Source organism: Anaerostipes sp. Marseille-Q3525 (assembly GCF_018223505.1).
GTDB lineage: Bacteria > Bacillota > Clostridia > Lachnospirales > Lachnospiraceae > Anaerostipes > Anaerostipes amylophilus.
On sequence record NZ_JAGTTT010000005.1, the window covers coordinates 1 to 16,657 of the forward strand.

The 16,657-nt window shown below is 35.3% G+C and carries 12 protein-coding genes and 1 pseudogene; all 13 read right to left on the minus strand.

Going from position 1 to position 16,657, the window contains the following annotated elements; all coding sequences use genetic code 11:
* Positions 1-308: 308 nt before the first annotated feature.
* The gene (locus KE503_RS14955) at positions 309-494 is read right to left on the minus strand and encodes a bacteriocin-like WGxF protein (protein ID WP_117944428.1); all 186 of its coding nucleotides are present in this window, start codon (positions 492-494) and stop codon (positions 309-311) included.
* A 5-nt stretch (positions 495-499) separates the two neighbouring features.
* Positions 500-1,132 (minus strand): ABC transporter ATP-binding protein, encoded by a 633-nt coding sequence (locus KE503_RS03755; RefSeq protein ID WP_212384520.1) that lies wholly within the window; start codon positions 1,130-1,132, stop codon positions 500-502.
* Complete coding sequence (locus tag KE503_RS14820; protein ID WP_212384521.1) at positions 1,132-3,141, minus strand: DUF1430 domain-containing protein; 2,010 nt, start codon at positions 3,139-3,141, stop codon at positions 1,132-1,134. Before KE503_RS14820 ends, KE503_RS03755 begins: the two co-directional genes overlap by 1 nt.
* Positions 3,142-3,447: 306 nt before the next feature.
* The gene (locus KE503_RS03765) at positions 3,448-5,058 is read right to left on the minus strand and encodes an AAA family ATPase (RefSeq protein ID WP_212384522.1); all 1,611 of its coding nucleotides are present in this window, start codon (positions 5,056-5,058) and stop codon (positions 3,448-3,450) included.
* A gap of 648 nt (positions 5,059-5,706) precedes the next feature.
* Complete coding sequence (locus KE503_RS03770) at positions 5,707-6,882, minus strand: iron-containing alcohol dehydrogenase (RefSeq protein WP_022375445.1); 1,176 nt, start codon at positions 6,880-6,882, stop codon at positions 5,707-5,709.
* A gap of 215 nt (positions 6,883-7,097) precedes the next feature.
* Positions 7,098-7,763, minus strand: a complete 666-nt coding sequence (queC, locus tag KE503_RS03775) for a 7-cyano-7-deazaguanine synthase QueC (protein WP_055198238.1) — start codon at positions 7,761-7,763, stop codon at positions 7,098-7,100.
* An 18-nt stretch (positions 7,764-7,781) separates the two neighbouring features.
* Positions 7,782-8,369, minus strand: a complete 588-nt coding sequence (folE, locus tag KE503_RS03780) for a GTP cyclohydrolase I FolE (protein WP_022375443.1) — start codon at positions 8,367-8,369, stop codon at positions 7,782-7,784.
* 27 nt (positions 8,370-8,396) lie between these two features.
* Complete coding sequence (queE, locus tag KE503_RS03785; protein WP_055198239.1) at positions 8,397-9,065, minus strand: putative 7-carboxy-7-deazaguanine synthase QueE; 669 nt, start codon at positions 9,063-9,065, stop codon at positions 8,397-8,399.
* Positions 9,066-9,070: 5 nt separating this feature from the next.
* Positions 9,071-9,490, minus strand: a complete 420-nt coding sequence (queD, locus tag KE503_RS03790) for a 6-carboxytetrahydropterin synthase QueD (protein WP_008393720.1) — start codon at positions 9,488-9,490, stop codon at positions 9,071-9,073.
* 274 nt (positions 9,491-9,764) lie between these two features.
* Positions 9,765-11,726 (minus strand): PTS fructose transporter subunit IIABC, encoded by a 1,962-nt coding sequence (locus KE503_RS03795; protein ID WP_009204724.1) that lies wholly within the window; start codon positions 11,724-11,726, stop codon positions 9,765-9,767.
* A gap of 183 nt (positions 11,727-11,909) precedes the next feature.
* A complete protein-coding gene (gene rsmH, locus KE503_RS03800; RefSeq protein WP_212384523.1) occupies positions 11,910-12,968 on the minus strand; it encodes a 16S rRNA (cytosine(1402)-N(4))-methyltransferase RsmH in 1,059 nt (352 codons plus the stop codon).
* 106 nt (positions 12,969-13,074) lie between these two features.
* Complete coding sequence (locus KE503_RS03805) at positions 13,075-16,428, minus strand: DEAD/DEAH box helicase family protein (RefSeq protein ID WP_212384524.1); 3,354 nt, start codon at positions 16,426-16,428, stop codon at positions 13,075-13,077.
* Positions 16,412-16,657 (minus strand): annotated as a pseudogene (locus tag KE503_RS03810) (hypothetical protein); the annotation flags it as partial. The pseudogene KE503_RS03810 and the gene KE503_RS03805, both read right to left, overlap by 17 nt.

A 16,657-nucleotide genomic window follows, 5' to 3' on the forward strand; every position in this document is an offset into this window, starting at 1 on the left:
GTGTATTGAGTATAAATAAAAATATAAATATCGATAGGGTCCGAAAAACGAATTCCATTGACGGCGTTTTTCGGACCCTATCGATATTTATATTTTTATTTATACACCAAAGACACGTGATTTTAAAATTAAGATTTTCAAAGACAGAGGGTATGCTGAATCTAGGTTGCAGGATTCTAAGAAAGTTTCCGACAAACAGAAAGTTGTAATGAAGCACCACTATAAGCCAGAAACTATATGAATGATATATTCTTTTTTCTTTTTGTGCATCCAGTAAATTGTAGCTCCATAAAGTCTCCTTTTCCATCCTAAGCATTTTTTATAAAAAGCGAATTCAAGATTACATCAAATATAAAGAATATCAAAACAAACAATCCCCAATATAATACAAGACTGTCATATCCTAATCCCAAAACTCTAAAAATAATCTTGTGCACCAATACTGTAAATAAAATTAATAATACATTTAAAAACGCTAATAAAACACCTTTCATTTTTCCTAACCTCTTTCTTTCTGTAAACAAATAATGCGATCTGCTTTCTTTGCCATTTCTTCGTCGTGTGTCACGCAAATGATTGTTTTTCCTTCTGTTTTCATTTGTTGGAATAACTGGATTACTTTTTCTTTATTATGAGCATCTAAGTTTCCTGTTGGTTCATCTGCTAATATAATTTCGCATGGTTTTAGCATCGTTCTTGCAATTGCAACTCTTTGCTGTTCTCCACCGCTTAATTCATAGACTTTATGGTCTAAATATTCTTTTGGTAATCCAACTTTATACATCACTTCTTCTAATTCTTGTTCTTTAAAATTTTTCCGATATTTTTTGGATATCAACAGGTTTTCTTTAACGGTCTCTTCTTCTATTAGAACATAGTTTTGAAAAATATATCCAAATACATATCTTCTTAGATTTTGAATTTCCTTCTTTGTAAAATGGTTATTCTCATTAATCACAATTTCCCCTGCATCAGGTTGTTCTAACATGGAGATTATATTTAAAATTGTTGTTTTTCCTGCACCACTTTCTCCTATGATCGCTACAAATTCATTCTTTTTGATCTGTAATGAAAAATCTTTTAGCACCTCATGCTTTCCAAAAGTTTTGCAAATATTTTTTAATTCTATCATCAATTCTGCTCTCCTTTTATGATTCTTTCTTCCAAATTTTTCTGATTTAAGTGATCATACTCTATTTTTGTGATGATAAATTCTATGATGCATGCAAAAATCATAAAATACCATACGATCTGATTATGTTTGATCGCATATACAACGAATGTCGTGCCTATATTGATCATTCCAAATACGATCAAAATTTCTTTCACCGACTCCAGATAATGATATCCAAAGAGAGACTGCATCATTAATTTCTGTCGTTTTGAATAATAGTAACCGTAAATTGAAATTGTTATAAATATAATGGAACAGAGAATAATTGCTGCCAAAATTACACCTTGATATATTACTTTTTGCTGGATCTTTACTAGTTGATCTGCTGCCATTCCATAAACATTTGTTGTAGAATTAAATTGATAGATATTTAATTTCTTCTCCAACTCCTCTACTTTTCGAAAAGCATGTCCCTGTTCTCTGGAATTATCTTCGAAATAAACACTTCCTGGAGCCAGTTCCCCTGGATACATAAATGCAATATTCGATGAATCCATACGATCAGCGTAAAATAGTACTGCGATTGGATCTATGATCTGATTTTTATCATTTCCTGTATTCGAATCATAAGTAAAATAGCTTTGATTCCTTTTTACATAAATAATGTGAACTGCTAATTCCTTCTTTTTTAAAAGATTTTTCGGTTGCTTCAATGCCTTTCGATAGTCATTATCTACCGTAACTTTTTGAAAATAAAATTCATCTTTATATTGTTTTATGATCTTTTTCTCATATTTCTTATATTGCTCTGGAACCAGGAGGTTTAGTGTATTTTTCTTATGTTCTATCTGTTTTTTGACTGATTTTCCATTACAAGTCTTTATTGGATTTCTTTTTAAATAATTCTCATCAATCCTTACACTTCTCCCATAAGGTGAACATATCTGCTCTTCTTTTGTACCTTTATATTGATATGCATATGTCCAGCCACCTTTTCCATCCGCTTCCTTTGCATAATTATCTGAATTCATCAAAAATACCTGCATATCTTTGATTCCTTCTTGATAAAATCTGGATAATTCATCATTAATCTGTTTCTGTTCTTTGGATAAATCTGTGACTGAGTTATCATATCCCCTAAAATTTATTGTGTAAATGTGTTTTGTGTTATCCCAATATTCCAATGCTTTTTCTTTTCTTTGCAGTCGTTGCATATCATTTGCTGTGTTGCTCAAAATCATAAGCAACGCAAAAAAGATACTTGTCAAAATCATATAAGAAACTTGTTTTGTTCCAGTAAAAAAGTTTTTTCCTTTTACATGACTAATCGACGTTTGGAAATAAATGACTAGATAGTTCATAAGAACTGCCATAATAAAGATTGCTGTATTAATTCCCATATTGCAGAGAAGATATGTCCGAAAGTATTGCCATATATTTTGCAAACCTTCAAATTTCCAACCTGCAGCCAGCCATAAGATCAACCATAAGATTTCATTAATGGATAAAAATTTTATGATATCTTTATTAATATTCCAAATAGCCGAAGCATTCGAATATCCCCAGTATCTCATTAATGCCAGTTTCTTTCTCGATGATACATAATAACTTGTAAATCCTATGATCAAAAACAGGACACCAAATCCTATCAGATATACTGGTGACAGATTATTGATCAGTTCTATTTTTTCTTCATTTGTATAGAATTCCACTTTCCCGTATGTTGAAAATTGACGCTTTAATTTCTTCTCAATCTGAGGAGTCGTATGATCATCCATAAAAAAAGTATTCCCACATCCAACATTTCTCAATTCTTTAAATGAATATGTTCTGATCTTCCATGTACTATATGGAAATTTCATGTGCTTAAGTGCTTGTTCATCTGTGGAATAGATTGCTAATTCCTTTCCACTTAAGAATTCATATTTCATAATTGATATATGATTTTTCTTTGCAAACTTTATCAAATCTTCTTGGACATCTGTCAGTCTTCCTATTGCCTGCTGGCTGTATTGAATCTCTGCCACCCTCTTTTGAAAAAGCTTATGTGTCATCTAATAATTGCTGAACATCACAAACGCCAAAATATTTGTACTGATCAGTACGATACTATACAAGATGATAATCACCTTTCTGCCTTTCATATTAAAATTATCGCCTCTTTCCTTATTGTTTTTACTGTATGAATTGTATTAACTGTACCATTTCATATAGTACAGTTATGATATACCTTTTTTATAATTGTGTCAATATATATGAGAAAATTTATAGTAAAAAAGGATACACAATCAAATCCCTTTGTTAACATCCTATTGATTGTGTATCCTTTTTATTTATAACGTTTCCACTTCACAATTATGCTTCTTCGTTTTTCTATCATAACTGATTCCAACTGCTAATATACTTCCGTCATATACTGGATATTCTCCAATTTTTCCTTGGAATCTTAATTGATAATTCTTTTCTTTAATCTGCTCTATTGCTTCTTGTGGTGTATGATCTATTTTTAGTTCCAAAATAATTCCCGGCATATCAATTCTTTTTGGATAAAAGATAAAATCTACAAATCCTTTTCCTGCTTTATCTTCTCTCTCAACACGGTATTCATCTCTTGCAGAAAGATATACTAAATTTATAATCGCCGATAATTCTACTTCACTATTATACGAATAAATAGGTACTTCTGTATCATGAACATATTCAAGTATTTCTTCCATGGTATCTGTATCTCCATGAATCGTTGCTTGAAACATTCTTTGAGATTCTCTTGCCAATCGATATACATATCCTAATTGTTGATTCGATAACAGTAATTCATCAAACTTATCCATCAACTCTTTATTTGGAATAAATACCTTTCCATCCTCATAAGTCAACAATCCATAAACAACCATTGCCGAATAAATCTGGTCTTTCGTATGCAATTCATTTGCTGTTGCTGCATATTGCTGCATTTTTGCTGGGACATGTTCTCCTGCAACCATTAATACAAGATCATTTCTTACATCTGCTATATTCCCTTTAATATAAGTGAAAACAGAATCATAAGTCCCTGAACTTGTCCAGTAGTTTGCCAGTTGATTATCTCTTAATGCACAGACAACTGATCTTGGATTATATAAATACTCTCCTGCTGCCGCACGATATCCATCATACCATTCTTTTAATTCATTTCTTGAAATCTTTGGATTCTTTGTTATCCTTTTATAAATATCATAAAGCTGATCTACTTCTTCTTCCACAAACCCAAAATATTCACTGTATTTTTCCTTACATGCCATATCATACTCATCGAACATATTTAATTCTGATCCATCAGAATATTTTGCAATCGGAAGAATTCCTGTCATATAAGTCATTTGAACATATGGACGGTCTTTTAATAAATTACTCAAAAACTGGATATACTGCTTTTTATTTTCTTCGGTAATAAAATCTTTATGAAAAATAAAATCCCATTCATCCAGAACAAAAACAAAGCGTTCCTGACCACATTCTTCAAAAATCGTCTCTAAAATATCCGCTGCCGAATCATCTTCATAAACTTCAATCTGTGGATGTTCTTTTTTCAAATCTCTGATTAAAGTGGTTTCGATTTTTCCTATATAGTCAGCATATGAATCACAGGATCTTGATATCTTACTGAAGTCGATAGAAATTACATTATATTTATTTCTGTATTCTTTATATTTTGAATTGTCAGCAATCTTTAGTTTACCAAAAATCGAATCTGAATCCACTTTTTTGCTCAAAAATGCTGCAATCATATTAGCCATGATCGTTTTTCCAAAACGTCTTGGTCTTGTGATACAAATATGCTGATTTCCTGCATCCAAAACAGGAAACAATTCTGTCAGCAATAATGATTTATCTACAAAGTATGGCTGATTTGCTTCACCTTGATATAATGCATATGGAGTTGAACTATTTAGATATCTTCCCATAAGTTGGCTTCCTCCTTATTTTGGTTCTTATTATACATTATTTTGCTGACTTCGTCTATTCATCTGTAAATTGTGATTTGACGAAGTCTTTGATGCATGTGATAGTTTAAAGGATTCCAATCGAAGTAATATAAAACAACAGTTCTTTCCTTGCAAATTTCTGTTTGTCGGGAACTAAATTGGCATTTTGTATCTTATATTTACCATTCCTCTGTCTTTGAAAATCTTAATTTTAAATTCACGTTAACTTAATTTCTACGAGACTTAAAAAGAGAAAATTTTCAGTTATCAATTAACTAAATATACAAGCCAATACAGTAAAACATACACACCACCTTAAATTTTCCAATCTTGTGAATTGTCCACTCTATAGACTTCAGGTATATGATAAAAAATAAATAAGCAACCGAACGCGATGCATTGGAATTTTGCCATATTTTGAATAAATTCGCAGCCCAATTGGACGAATGTCTGAGCTTCAAAGACTTTGGTCTTAGACAAAACTACAGAGCGAGTTTTCGTAGAAAATTGGACGGATCAGCGATTTGTTCAAAATATGAGCAAAATTCCACCGCATCGCGTTCGGTTGCTTATTTATTTTTTATCATATACTCGAAATCTACAGTTGGCCAACTCACAAATCAAAATTTAAAATGTCACATCCTTACCATAATAAATACATTCCAATATCTTCTCCATATCCTCAACAGATGTTTCTCTCGGATTAGATCCCGTACAAGCATCTCCAACTGCTCTCTCTGCGATCATATGTTTCTTCTCAATAAATTCTTCTTCATTTACTCCGAAATCTTTCAGATTAGATACAATATTAAGACTTGCTCTCAAATCTTCTACCGCTTTGATCAGTGATAAAGTTAATGCCTTATCTGTAACTCCAGGAAGTCCTAATTTTCTTGCGATCATTGCGAATCTGTCTTCACAGACTTTGGCATTGTACTGGATGACATATGGAAGATAGATTGCATTTGCACATCCATGAGGAATGTGTCCTGTATCAAAGACTGCTCCTGTCTTATGGGCTAAGGAATGTACGATTCCAAGCAGTGCGTTAGAAAATGCCATTCCTGCCAGGCACTGTGCGATATGCATGTTTCCTCTTGCTTGCATGTCCCCTTCATAAGATGCTTTCAGGTTATCAAAGATCATCTCGATTGCATGGATCGCTAACGGATCTGAGAATGGAGAATGTAATCCTGCAACGTAAGCTTCGATTGCATGAGTTAATGCATCCATTCCTGTATGTGCTGTTAATGTCTGTGGCATGGTCTCTGCCAATGATGGATCTACGATCGCTACATCTGGTGTGATCTCAAAATCAGCCAATGGGTATTTGATTCCTGTACTGTAATCTGTAATTACTGAGAATGCCGTTACCTCTGTTGCTGTTCCTGAGGTTGATGGAATTGCGATAAATGTTGCTTTATTACGAAGTGGTGGGATTGTAAATGGATCTTTGATGTCATCAAAGGTTGTCTGTGGATGCTCATAAAATACCCACATTGCCTTTGCTGCATCAATTGGTGATCCTCCACCCATTGCGATGATCAGGTCTGGTTCAAATTCCTGCATCACTTTGGCACCTTTCATAACAGTTTCTACAGATGGATCTGGTTCGATTCCTTCTATCAGTTTTGTTTCAATTCCAGCTTCTTTCAAATATCCAACAACCTTGTCAACAAATCCAAAACGTTTCATGGATCCGCCGCCTAGGCATAATACTGCTTTGTTTCCTTTGATTGTTTTTAGTGTCTCTAATGCGTTTTCTCCGAAGTATAAATCTCTTGGTAATGTAAATCTTGCCATAACTACATCTCCTTTTACCTGGATGACCGAAATTGAACTTATCCTCATATATCTGAATATCCGATTTCAATCGATTGTTTCGCTACAAATACATAGTACACTATTGTTAAAATTTTATCAATGCTTTCTTGCAACTTTTTTTCATTTATTCATATGTATAAATAGCAAAAAGAACCTTGTACAATTACAAGATCCTTTTTCTCTTTTGTATATTCTTATTTATGTCCACGGACTTTTAAATATTCCTCTAATCCATGTCTTCTTAACTTACATGCTGGGCATTCTCCGCATCCATCACCCATCACTCCATTATAGCATGTTAAAGTTTCATTTCTTACGATATCAAAAACACCTAATTTGTCAGCCATCTCCCATGTCTGTTTCTTGTCAATCCACATCAGTGGTGTGATCACTTCAAACTCATAATCCATGGCAAGTGTTAATGTTGTCTCTAGGGATGAGATAAAGACATGGCGACAGTCTGGGTATCCACTGAAATCACTCTGGGAAACACCGGTTACTAATACATGAATTCCTCTTTGTTTTGCAAAAACAGCTGCAAATGTTAAGAATAACATGTTTCTTCCATCAACAAATGAATTTGGTGTTCCTTCTTTTGGTGCTTCATGATCTACTTCCATGTCTACTCTTGTTAAAGAGTTTGGTGCTAACTGGTTTAATAGTTCCATATCTAAGATATGATGTTCTACCCCGTGTTCTTTACAGATCTTCTTGGCACATTCAAGTTCCTTGGAATGTCTCTGCCCGTAGTTAAATGAAAGTGCGATCACTTCATCGTATTTCTTCTTTGCCCAGAAAAGGCATGTTGTGCTGTCTTGTCCACCGCTGAATACAACAACGGCTTTGTTTGGTTTTGCCATTTTGCTTATCTCCTTTTCTTATTTTCCTGCCTGCATCATAAAATGCCATTTTAATGTAGAATCTGTGTCAAATGCTCCACGAAGTGTTGTTGTCACTGTCTTAGCATTTTGTTTTTTGATTCCTCTTGCACTCATGCAGCTATGGCACCCTTCGATATAAACGGCTACATCTTCACTTCCTGAAACTTCCATGATGATCTCTGCGATATCACTTCCGATTCTTTCCTGAAGCTGTAAGCGCTTTCCAACCATGTCACAGATTCTTGCAATCTTGCTAAGTCCTAATACTTTATCTTTTGGCAGATATGCCACAGAAACTTTCATATCATACATTAATGCCATATGGTGTTCGCAATAGCTAAAGATATCTATATCTTTTACGATCACCATATCTTTGTGGTCTTTGACACTTAGATCATCTTCAAATGTTTTTGAAAACATCTGTGCGATCTCATGATTACTATAATTCATTCCCTCAAAGACTTCTTCATACATTCTTGCGACACGATCTGGTGTTTCTTTTAATCCTTCACGATCTGGATCATCTCCAAGTGCAACAAGGATTCCTCTTACGTGTTCCTTGATCGCTTCTTTATCGATTGCCATAGTATTTCCTCCCATAATAAATTAGTACTAAACGCCTGTCTTGTCAGGATCCCATACGACTTTGTGGATCTGAATCTGGAATCTGACTTTGTTAAGCTTGTTTTCTTTCATAAATTCAACGATTTCTTCTGGTTCGATCTTGCCAAATACAGGACTGAAATATACGATCGCCTTCTGGCACAGGCTGAATCTTTCGATGATTTCTTTTGCTCTGTTTAAATCTTCCCTGCTTCCAATAACAAATTTGACAACATCCCATGGTTTTAAATATTCCATATTTTCAAGACACATACTCTCTTCCATGTTGCTGGATGGAAGTTTATAATCCATTGTCATTGTCAATCTGTTATCTCTTTCTTTATAATATTTGATCGGTACACTTCCGTTTGTCTCAATCTCAATCTCAACTTTTGGCATCATTAAGATACTTCCGATCAGTTCTGATACATTTTCATCAAGAAGTGGTTCTCCACCAGTTAATGTAACGAGTTCTACTCCTGCCTCTTTAATTCTTTCTACGATCTGTGGCGCTGTTAAAAGTTCACACTTTGCATTTCTTTTGTTTGCCCATGTTGTGTCACAGTAAGAGCAGTTTAAGTTACATCCTTTCAATCGGATAAACATAGCAAGACGACCAGCTTTCTTTCCTTCTCCGTTGATACTTACAAAGGTTTCGACTACTTTAAATGTTTCCATCTCATTTACTCCCCATATGCTGCCATATTATTTGGTGTCTCATAAACTTTCGCTAACTTGACATCATATCCGATTTCTTTCACTCTATCATAAAAATATTTTGCAAAACTCTCTGCAGTTGGACGAAAATCTACGAAGATCATTTTGAAATTTTCCTCTTTCAATGCTTCTACTGTCTTCTCTTTTAATGTTCCATCTTCTATGATCAGACTATGATCAAACTCATCTGCTAATTTTTTGATATCATCTTTTAACTGTCCAAAATCGACAACCATTCCTCGAATCTGCCCTGTCTGTTCTAATGTTTCACTTTGTACGGTAACTTCTAATTTCCAGCGGTGACCGTGGATATTGCTGCATTTTCCTTCATAACCCGATAAAAAATGAGCTGAATCAAAGGATGCATGTGTTGTTAACTGATACATTTTCTTCTTTCCCTTCTACATATATTTTCAATCAAAAAAGGATACAAGCACGCGTACCTGTATCCTGAAAATCTTCTTCTCAGTCCTAGTTTTGTTTATAGACAGGATGGTACGAATGAACTGTCTTTGATTTCTAAAATCTTATCTAGTATATCATTGTTTTATCAAAATAGCAAACAGAGATTGCAAAATTTCACAATCTCTGTTTACTTATTATAAATATTGCTTATGAAAATATGAGGAATTAATTTATTGTAAATGGTTATTTACAATCTTATTTATTTAATGGTTTCTTTGTAAATGACATAACGATCATTCCAATAACTGCACCAACTACTACAGAAATTAAGTATTGTACTGGATTCGTGATGACTCCAATAACAAAGATTCCACCGTGTGGTGCTGGAAGTCCACATTTAAATGCCATGGATAACGCACCTGCTACTGCAGATCCTACGATACATGGTGGCAGGATATGGATTGGATCTCCTGCTGCAAACGGGATAGCTCCTTCTGTAATGAATGATAATCCCATGATGTAATTTACAACACCAGATTTTCTTTCACTCTCTGTAAAACGATTCTTGAAGAATGTTGTACAAAGTGCGATCGCAAGTGGAGGTACCATTCCTCCGGCCATAACAGCTGCCATGATCGCATACTGTTCTGGTCCTGCATTGGCTACTGTTAACTGTGCTGTACCAAATACATACGCTGCTTTATTAAATGGACCACCCATATCAATGGACATCATCGCTCCAAGAACTGCTCCTAAAAGGATAGAACTTGTTCCACTCATAGATGATAAGAAGTTATTCAGTCCTGTATTGATCGCTCCAACAACCGGATTAACTGCGATCATCACAACACCCATAATTAAAATACCACAAACTGGGAATAGTAAAATTGGTTTTAACCCTTCTAATGCACTTGGTAATTTATCGAACAGTTTTCTTAATAAAACCATGATATATCCACCAACAAAACCTGCAAATAATGCTCCGATAAATCCAGAGGAAACGGCTTTGGCAGAATCATATGCCATGATATTTGCAAATGTATAACCACCATTTGCTAATGCTCCACCAACGAAACCTATCGCTAATCCTGGTCGGTCTGCAATACTCATTGCAATAAATCCAGCTAAGATTGGAAGCATAAATCCAAATGCCTGTTCACCGATCGTCTTTAGTAAAGCTGCAAGTGGTGTATTCTTACCGAAGTTTGCCGGGTTGATCGCCTGATTATCTACTAAGAATGCAAGAGCGATCAAGATACCTCCACCGATTACAAATGGCAGCATATGAGATACACCATTCATCAGATGTTTATAAATCTGACGTCCAACGCTTTCACCTTCTGCACTATCTTCTTGTGCTGCTGCTCCTGAATGATGATATGTTGGTGCTTTCTTATCTAAAATTGTCTGGATCAGTTCTTCTGGTTTATTAATTCCGTCCGCTACTTTTGTCTGAAGAACCTGTTTTCCATCAAAACGTGCCATCTCAACGTTCTTATCTGCTGCTACGATGATTCCATCACAATTTTCAATCTCTTCTTTTGTTAAGACATTCTTTGCTCCACCTGAACCATTTGTCTCAGCTTTTAATGTAATTCCCATCTCTTTTGCTTTATTCTCAAGAGATTCTGCTGCCATGAATGTATGAGCGATTCCTGTTGGGCATGCTGTAACTGCAAGAACTCTGATCGTTCCATCGTCTGCTTTCTCTTCTTGTACAGCAGGTTTCTCTTCTTCCTTCGCCGCCTCTTCTGGAAATTTTTCTGTTTCTTTCTTGTCGATCAATGCAAGATATTCTTCCTTGCTTGTTGCCTTCAATAAGCTGTCCTTAAATACTGGATCCATTAAGATCACAGATAATCTTGACAATGCCTCTAAATGCACGTCACTTCCTTCTGCTGGTGCTGCGATCATAAAAAATACGTCAGATGGTTCTCCATCCATTGCTTCATAATCGACTCCGTCTGGTACTGTCATAGAAGCCAAACCAGCCTTAGTTACTGCTTTGTTCTTAGAATGAGGAATTGCAATCCCTCCTCCGATACCAGTTGTTCCATTAGCTTCTCTTGCTAAAATGCCCTTCTTGTATTCTTCGCGATCTGTGATGTTTCCGCCCTTGACCATTAAATCAACCAGATGATCAATTGCTTCTTCTTTGCTGTTAACCTTCACACCAAGGTCAATTGTTGCATCCTGCAACAGCTCTGTAATTCTCATACAGGTTATCCTCCTTTTCCAAAATTAAAAACGTCAAAATCAATCATTTGTTTCTTTTTTTTCTTCATTATAACACAGTTTCAGTCAAAGTCAATCATTTTAAACCATTTTCTTTCATATTTTTAAAAAAAAGGAAATATTAAAAAGCATACCTCTTTTTAATATTTCCCTTCCTTTTAATTTTTATTTCACTTTGATCGCCCAGCGCATCTTTGTTGATTTTGCTCTTCCATTCTGGGCACATTCCTCTTTTGATGGACGAATAACATCTTTGGCTACATCACTGTAGATTCCTACTTTCTTCCCATACTTAAACGCATGTTTTACAAGTCGATCTTCTCCAGAGTGGAATGTAAGGATCGCAACCTTTCCACCTGGTGCTAATGCGTCTGGAAGTTTCTCCAATAATTCTTCTAATACTTCAAACTCGCTGTTTACATCAATACGCAAAGCCTGAAATGTTCTCTGGCAGGATTTTTTAACTGCTTCTTTTCGCTCTTTTTCCGGCAAAAAGTTTAATGCTCTTTCAATGACATCTTTAAGATCCATTGTTGTCTTGATCTTCTTTCCTCGTTTCATCGTTGCAACGGTTTCTTTTGCAATCTGTTTTGCATACGGCTCATCTGAATTTTCAATGAGCATTCCTTCAAATTCAGCCTTCGTGATATCTTCTAAACGCTCTGCCGCTGAAATTCCTTTTTCTGGATTCAGTCTTAAATCTAATGGTCCTTCAAATTTATAAGAAAATCCTCTTTCCGGATTATCAATCTGCATGGAGGATACGCCAAGGTCGGCTAAAATGAAATCGAATGGTCCAACTTCTTCGGCTACCTGATCAATATTAGCAAAATTAATATGCTTGATCGTTAAGATATCTTCTCCAAACCCTGCATCATGCAGACGTTTCTCTGTCTTTACAGATTCGATCGGATCTACATCTAATGCGTAGATATGACCTTTGCCCTGTAACTTTTCTAACATCTTTCTTGTATGTCCGCCATATCCTAAGGTTGCATCCAATCCTTTTTGTCCCGGCTGGATGTCAAAAAATTCAAGAATTTCTTTTACACAGATGGAAATGTGCATTCCTGCCGGTGTACTTCCTTTACTAATAACTTTTTGAATCGTATCTCCGTATTTTTCTGGATTTAATTCTTTGTATTTCTCTTCGAATCTTCTTGGATGAGTCCCTTTATATCTGACTCTTCGTTTGTGTTTCTTTTCTGGCTGCTGTTGTTCCATTATTTTATACCTTTCTTTGTTATAATCATGTTAATCTAAGATCAGGACATTTTTTCCTTCAAATGCAAAACCATAGGCTTTGATACTATTTTCGTTGATTCCTCCTTTATACTGTAACTTCCGCATTCTGCTTGATCTGATCGATCACTGTCATGATCTTCATTGCAATATCCATATCATTTTCAAAAATCTGTCCAATACTTCCGACACTTCGAAATGGCTCATCCATCATAACTCTTCGGTCTTCGATCATTCCATTTACAGAGATATAATCAACGATCAATCGCACAAAACGAATCTGATCAGCATTTAGTTTCTCCTCATTTAAGAATTCATTAAATGCCTCATTTGCTGCCTGTTGATCCATTCCTGTGATTTTTCTTACAAGAATTCCAACTGGTGTATCCCCATATTCTTTTGTATAATCTTCTTTTGATCCTAGTTCCTGCCAAAGAATTCTCTCCAGTTCCTGCATATCACTTTTTTGTAACGGCTGGTTATTTCGTAATTTACACACTGCCATGTTATCTTGATGCTCTTTTAAATAGAATTCTACCTTTTTGCGATAGTTTTCTAATCGATTTCCCATCTCAATTGGTGTGTTTTCCTGATATTCTATTACTTGATCTGCAAAATCTGTATAAACGATTCTCTGTGTCTTTTTTGGTAAAAACTGAATCAGATCTCTAAGTGCTTTCCTGACTACATCCATTTCCAGAATAAATGCTTTTTCCCAGAATTCATTCGTCTGTACCTTATCCAAAATATATTTTTGCTCTTTGATCTGTGGCACAGAATCCTGCATTAAAGATAGTTTTTCTGCAATACCAACAACTGCTCCAATATTTTTCGAAGGGTTCTTCTGTTCCAGCATTGCAAGTTCGATACTATACATCAGATAATCAAATCTTCGTGCCAATTCATTTTCCTTCTCGGCCTCTATAATTGGTGCGATATGTTTCTTCAGGTCAGCCATTGCTTCTGTCTCAAGAATATCCCATGATTTCTGTTCTCGATATCGAAGGACATATTTCAAATGATGTTTTACAATGAAACTTTTGTCATTCAGATCACTTATCGCTTGCATTAATTCTTTCACTAATGTATTTCGATATTCTCTGAAATCTTCGTCTTTTTGATAGTCTGTATCTTGTAATTCTCTTACGATCCTTGCCTTACATAAAAAGATTTTCTCTGCTAATGTTTCTATAAATCCGCTATCTTTTCCATGCGGATTCACTCTGAAATATTCGAAGTTATTACAATAATCAAAAATCAGAAATTTTTCTTTATCCATTCCAGGCCCTAGTAAATCTTTGCAAAGTCTTGTTCCTCTTCCGATCATCTGACAGAATTTTGCATAACTTCTGACTTTCTTGAAAAATACAAGATTCAAAATCTCTGGAACGTCAATTCCTGTGTCCAGCATATCTACGGATACTGCAATCTGAGGCATCTTGTCCTTTTCTTCGAATTGTTCAATCAAATGTTCGGACTCTTTGATGCTGTAATCAATCTGTTTGATAAAATGACTGCCTTTTTCTGGAAAAAGCTTCTGAAAACGCTCGACAATTGCCTTCGCATGTTTGCTGTTTCTTGCAAAAATAATTGTCTTTCCCAATTTATCTCCGCCTTCTACCTTTAATCCTTCTCTCATCAGATTGGTTAACACAAGATCAATCGTGTCTTTATTAAACAGCCATCGATTTACAGCTGTATTCGGAATATCTTTCTCTACATTCTCATCATCATCGAATTCATCGTCAAATGCTTCTTTTTCTTCTTCGGATAACTGATCATAGTGGATTCCTTCTTCCATGATCTTTGTCTTATACTCTCTTGTCCGATAATCAACCAGATATCCTTCTTTTACTGCCTCATCAAGTTCATATGCATACGTTGGTACATTTTGTTCCAAATCAAAAATCTCATATGTATTTCTACCTATCTCTTCTTTCGGTGTAGCTGTCATTCCTAATAAGACCGCATCAAAATAGCGAAAGATTTCCTGATATTTCTTATAAATGCTTCGATGACTTTCATCTACAATGATCAGATCAAAATGTGCTGGTGTAAATAGTTTTTTTCCATCCTTTCTCTTCGTGTCATCAATCGCATGTAACATCGTTGGATATGTTGAAAATATCATTCTGCTGCTTTCTGGATCTTCTTTATTTTCAAGTAAATTGCATACTGTCAGGTCTGGAAGGAGATTATTGTAACTCTTCTTTGCCTGAGAAACTAAAGCTTTACGATCTGCTAAGAATAAAATATTCTTTACATAATTATGTCTGCGAAGTACGTCTACCAGACTGATACTAACCCTTGTCTTTCCTGATCCTGTTGCCTGTACTAGCAACAGCTTTCTATGATGATTCATGATAGATTCACATAAGACTGTCACGGCCTCTTTCTGATATGGCCGGTTTGTAATTTTATCTTGGATCTCTAAATGAATCAAAGGCTTTTTGCTTGTTCTTTGATCCACCATTCGCTGCAGATCTTCTTTTGTGAAAATACCTGAAACAACTCGCTGTGGATCATCCTGTGCATCATCAATGATCTGCATTTCAAAACCATTTGTTATAAAAATGATTGGTCTTTGCTGGTATTGATTTTCCAGACAATCCGCATATAATTTTGCCTGATGACTTCCTTTCATCGGGTCTACACTGCTTCGTTTTGCCTCAATAACTGCCAGTGGTTTCCCATTCTTGCCATATAAAACATAATCTGCATATCCTTTTCCTGTACTATTGGGCATTCCTGTGACCGGTACTTCAATCAGACAGTCCTTGCCTACAGTCCAACCTGCTTCTGCCAAATCAAGATCAATGTATTTTCTTCTTGTCTCTGCTTCTGTATCTTTGTCCACTTCATAACTTCGTCCAGTTTCATTTTCCTCACGAAGTTTGGTCATCTGTGCTCTTAGTTTCTTATTTTCCTTGATTGCTTCTTCTAATTTCTGGTCTTTTCCGCTTAGTTCTTTTTGAAGATTTTCTAATTCTTCCTGTGTTTTTTTCTCTTTTCCGGCATCTGGCAGCAGACTCATATCATAATGGCGATTTATATAGTTTTCACCATAACAGTAATCAATCCATTTACAGAACTGGAAAACACAGCGTAACGAAAGTACCGCTGCATCGTGTTTTACGTTGGTATTTGTATGTACTGCGACATTTCCAAGCTTAATCGTATATTTTAGCATATCAAATAATTTAGGCTGAATCAGCTTGCAGAAAGAATATTCGTGAATCAGGCTGGAAATATTATCACGATATGGCATGGTCAGGGCATCATCGTGGACATATACCCATCGCACTGCGAGTTCTAAGGCTCGTCTTGACAAGATTGCTGCTGTTGACGGAGATATAGCGATGCTTCGTTCCGCTTCTGCTGCCTGCATCGCAAAGTCTTTGAAGCAATCTGTCTGTGCTAGAAAGTCAAAATTCGTCTGCATGTGGTTTCCCTCCCCTTATTTTTCCTGATTCTTTGGTATTTAGTCTTGGTTTTATTATACTCTGTTTATTATCGATGAAGCAATATAGAAATTTGTGGATGACAAACTTCGATTTATTGACTTGTTGAACGAAGGATGCGAATTTGTTTTGTAGGTTTATATCTGGTACATATATTTTTGTTTTTCTTATTTTAGATAATAATAAATTAGCCTGCGCTGATGCACTTTC

What these genes read in the sequence shown, in the direction of transcription:
- KE503_RS03805 (WP_212384524.1), bottom strand. Translation starts at nt 16,428, where the DNA reads ATGCAGACGAATTTTGACTTTCTAGCACAGACAGATTGCTTCAAAGAC.
- KE503_RS03795 (WP_009204724.1), bottom strand. Translation starts at nt 11,726, where the DNA reads ATGAGAATTACAGAGCTGTTGCAGGATGCAACAATTGACCTTGGTGTG.
- queD (WP_008393720.1), bottom strand. Translation starts at nt 9,490, where the DNA reads ATGTATCAGTTAACAACACATGCATCCTTTGATTCAGCTCATTTTTTA.
- queC (WP_055198238.1), bottom strand. Translation starts at nt 7,763, where the DNA reads ATGGCAAAACCAAACAAAGCCGTTGTTGTATTCAGCGGTGGACAAGAC.
- KE503_RS14955 (WP_117944428.1), bottom strand. Translation starts at nt 494, where the DNA reads ATGAAAGGTGTTTTATTAGCGTTTTTAAATGTATTATTAATTTTATTT.
- KE503_RS03765 (WP_212384522.1), bottom strand. Translation starts at nt 5,058, where the DNA reads ATGGGAAGATATCTAAATAGTTCAACTCCATATGCATTATATCAAGGT.
- folE (WP_022375443.1), bottom strand. Translation starts at nt 8,369, where the DNA reads ATGGCAATCGATAAAGAAGCGATCAAGGAACACGTAAGAGGAATCCTT.
- KE503_RS03755 (WP_212384520.1), bottom strand. Translation starts at nt 1,132, where the DNA reads ATGATAGAATTAAAAAATATTTGCAAAACTTTTGGAAAGCATGAGGTG.
- KE503_RS03770 (WP_022375445.1), bottom strand. Translation starts at nt 6,882, where the DNA reads ATGGCAAGATTTACATTACCAAGAGATTTATACTTCGGAGAAAACGCA.
- queE (WP_055198239.1), bottom strand. Translation starts at nt 9,065, where the DNA reads ATGGAAACATTTAAAGTAGTCGAAACCTTTGTAAGTATCAACGGAGAA.
- rsmH (WP_212384523.1), bottom strand. Translation starts at nt 12,968, where the DNA reads ATGGAACAACAGCAGCCAGAAAAGAAACACAAACGAAGAGTCAGATAT.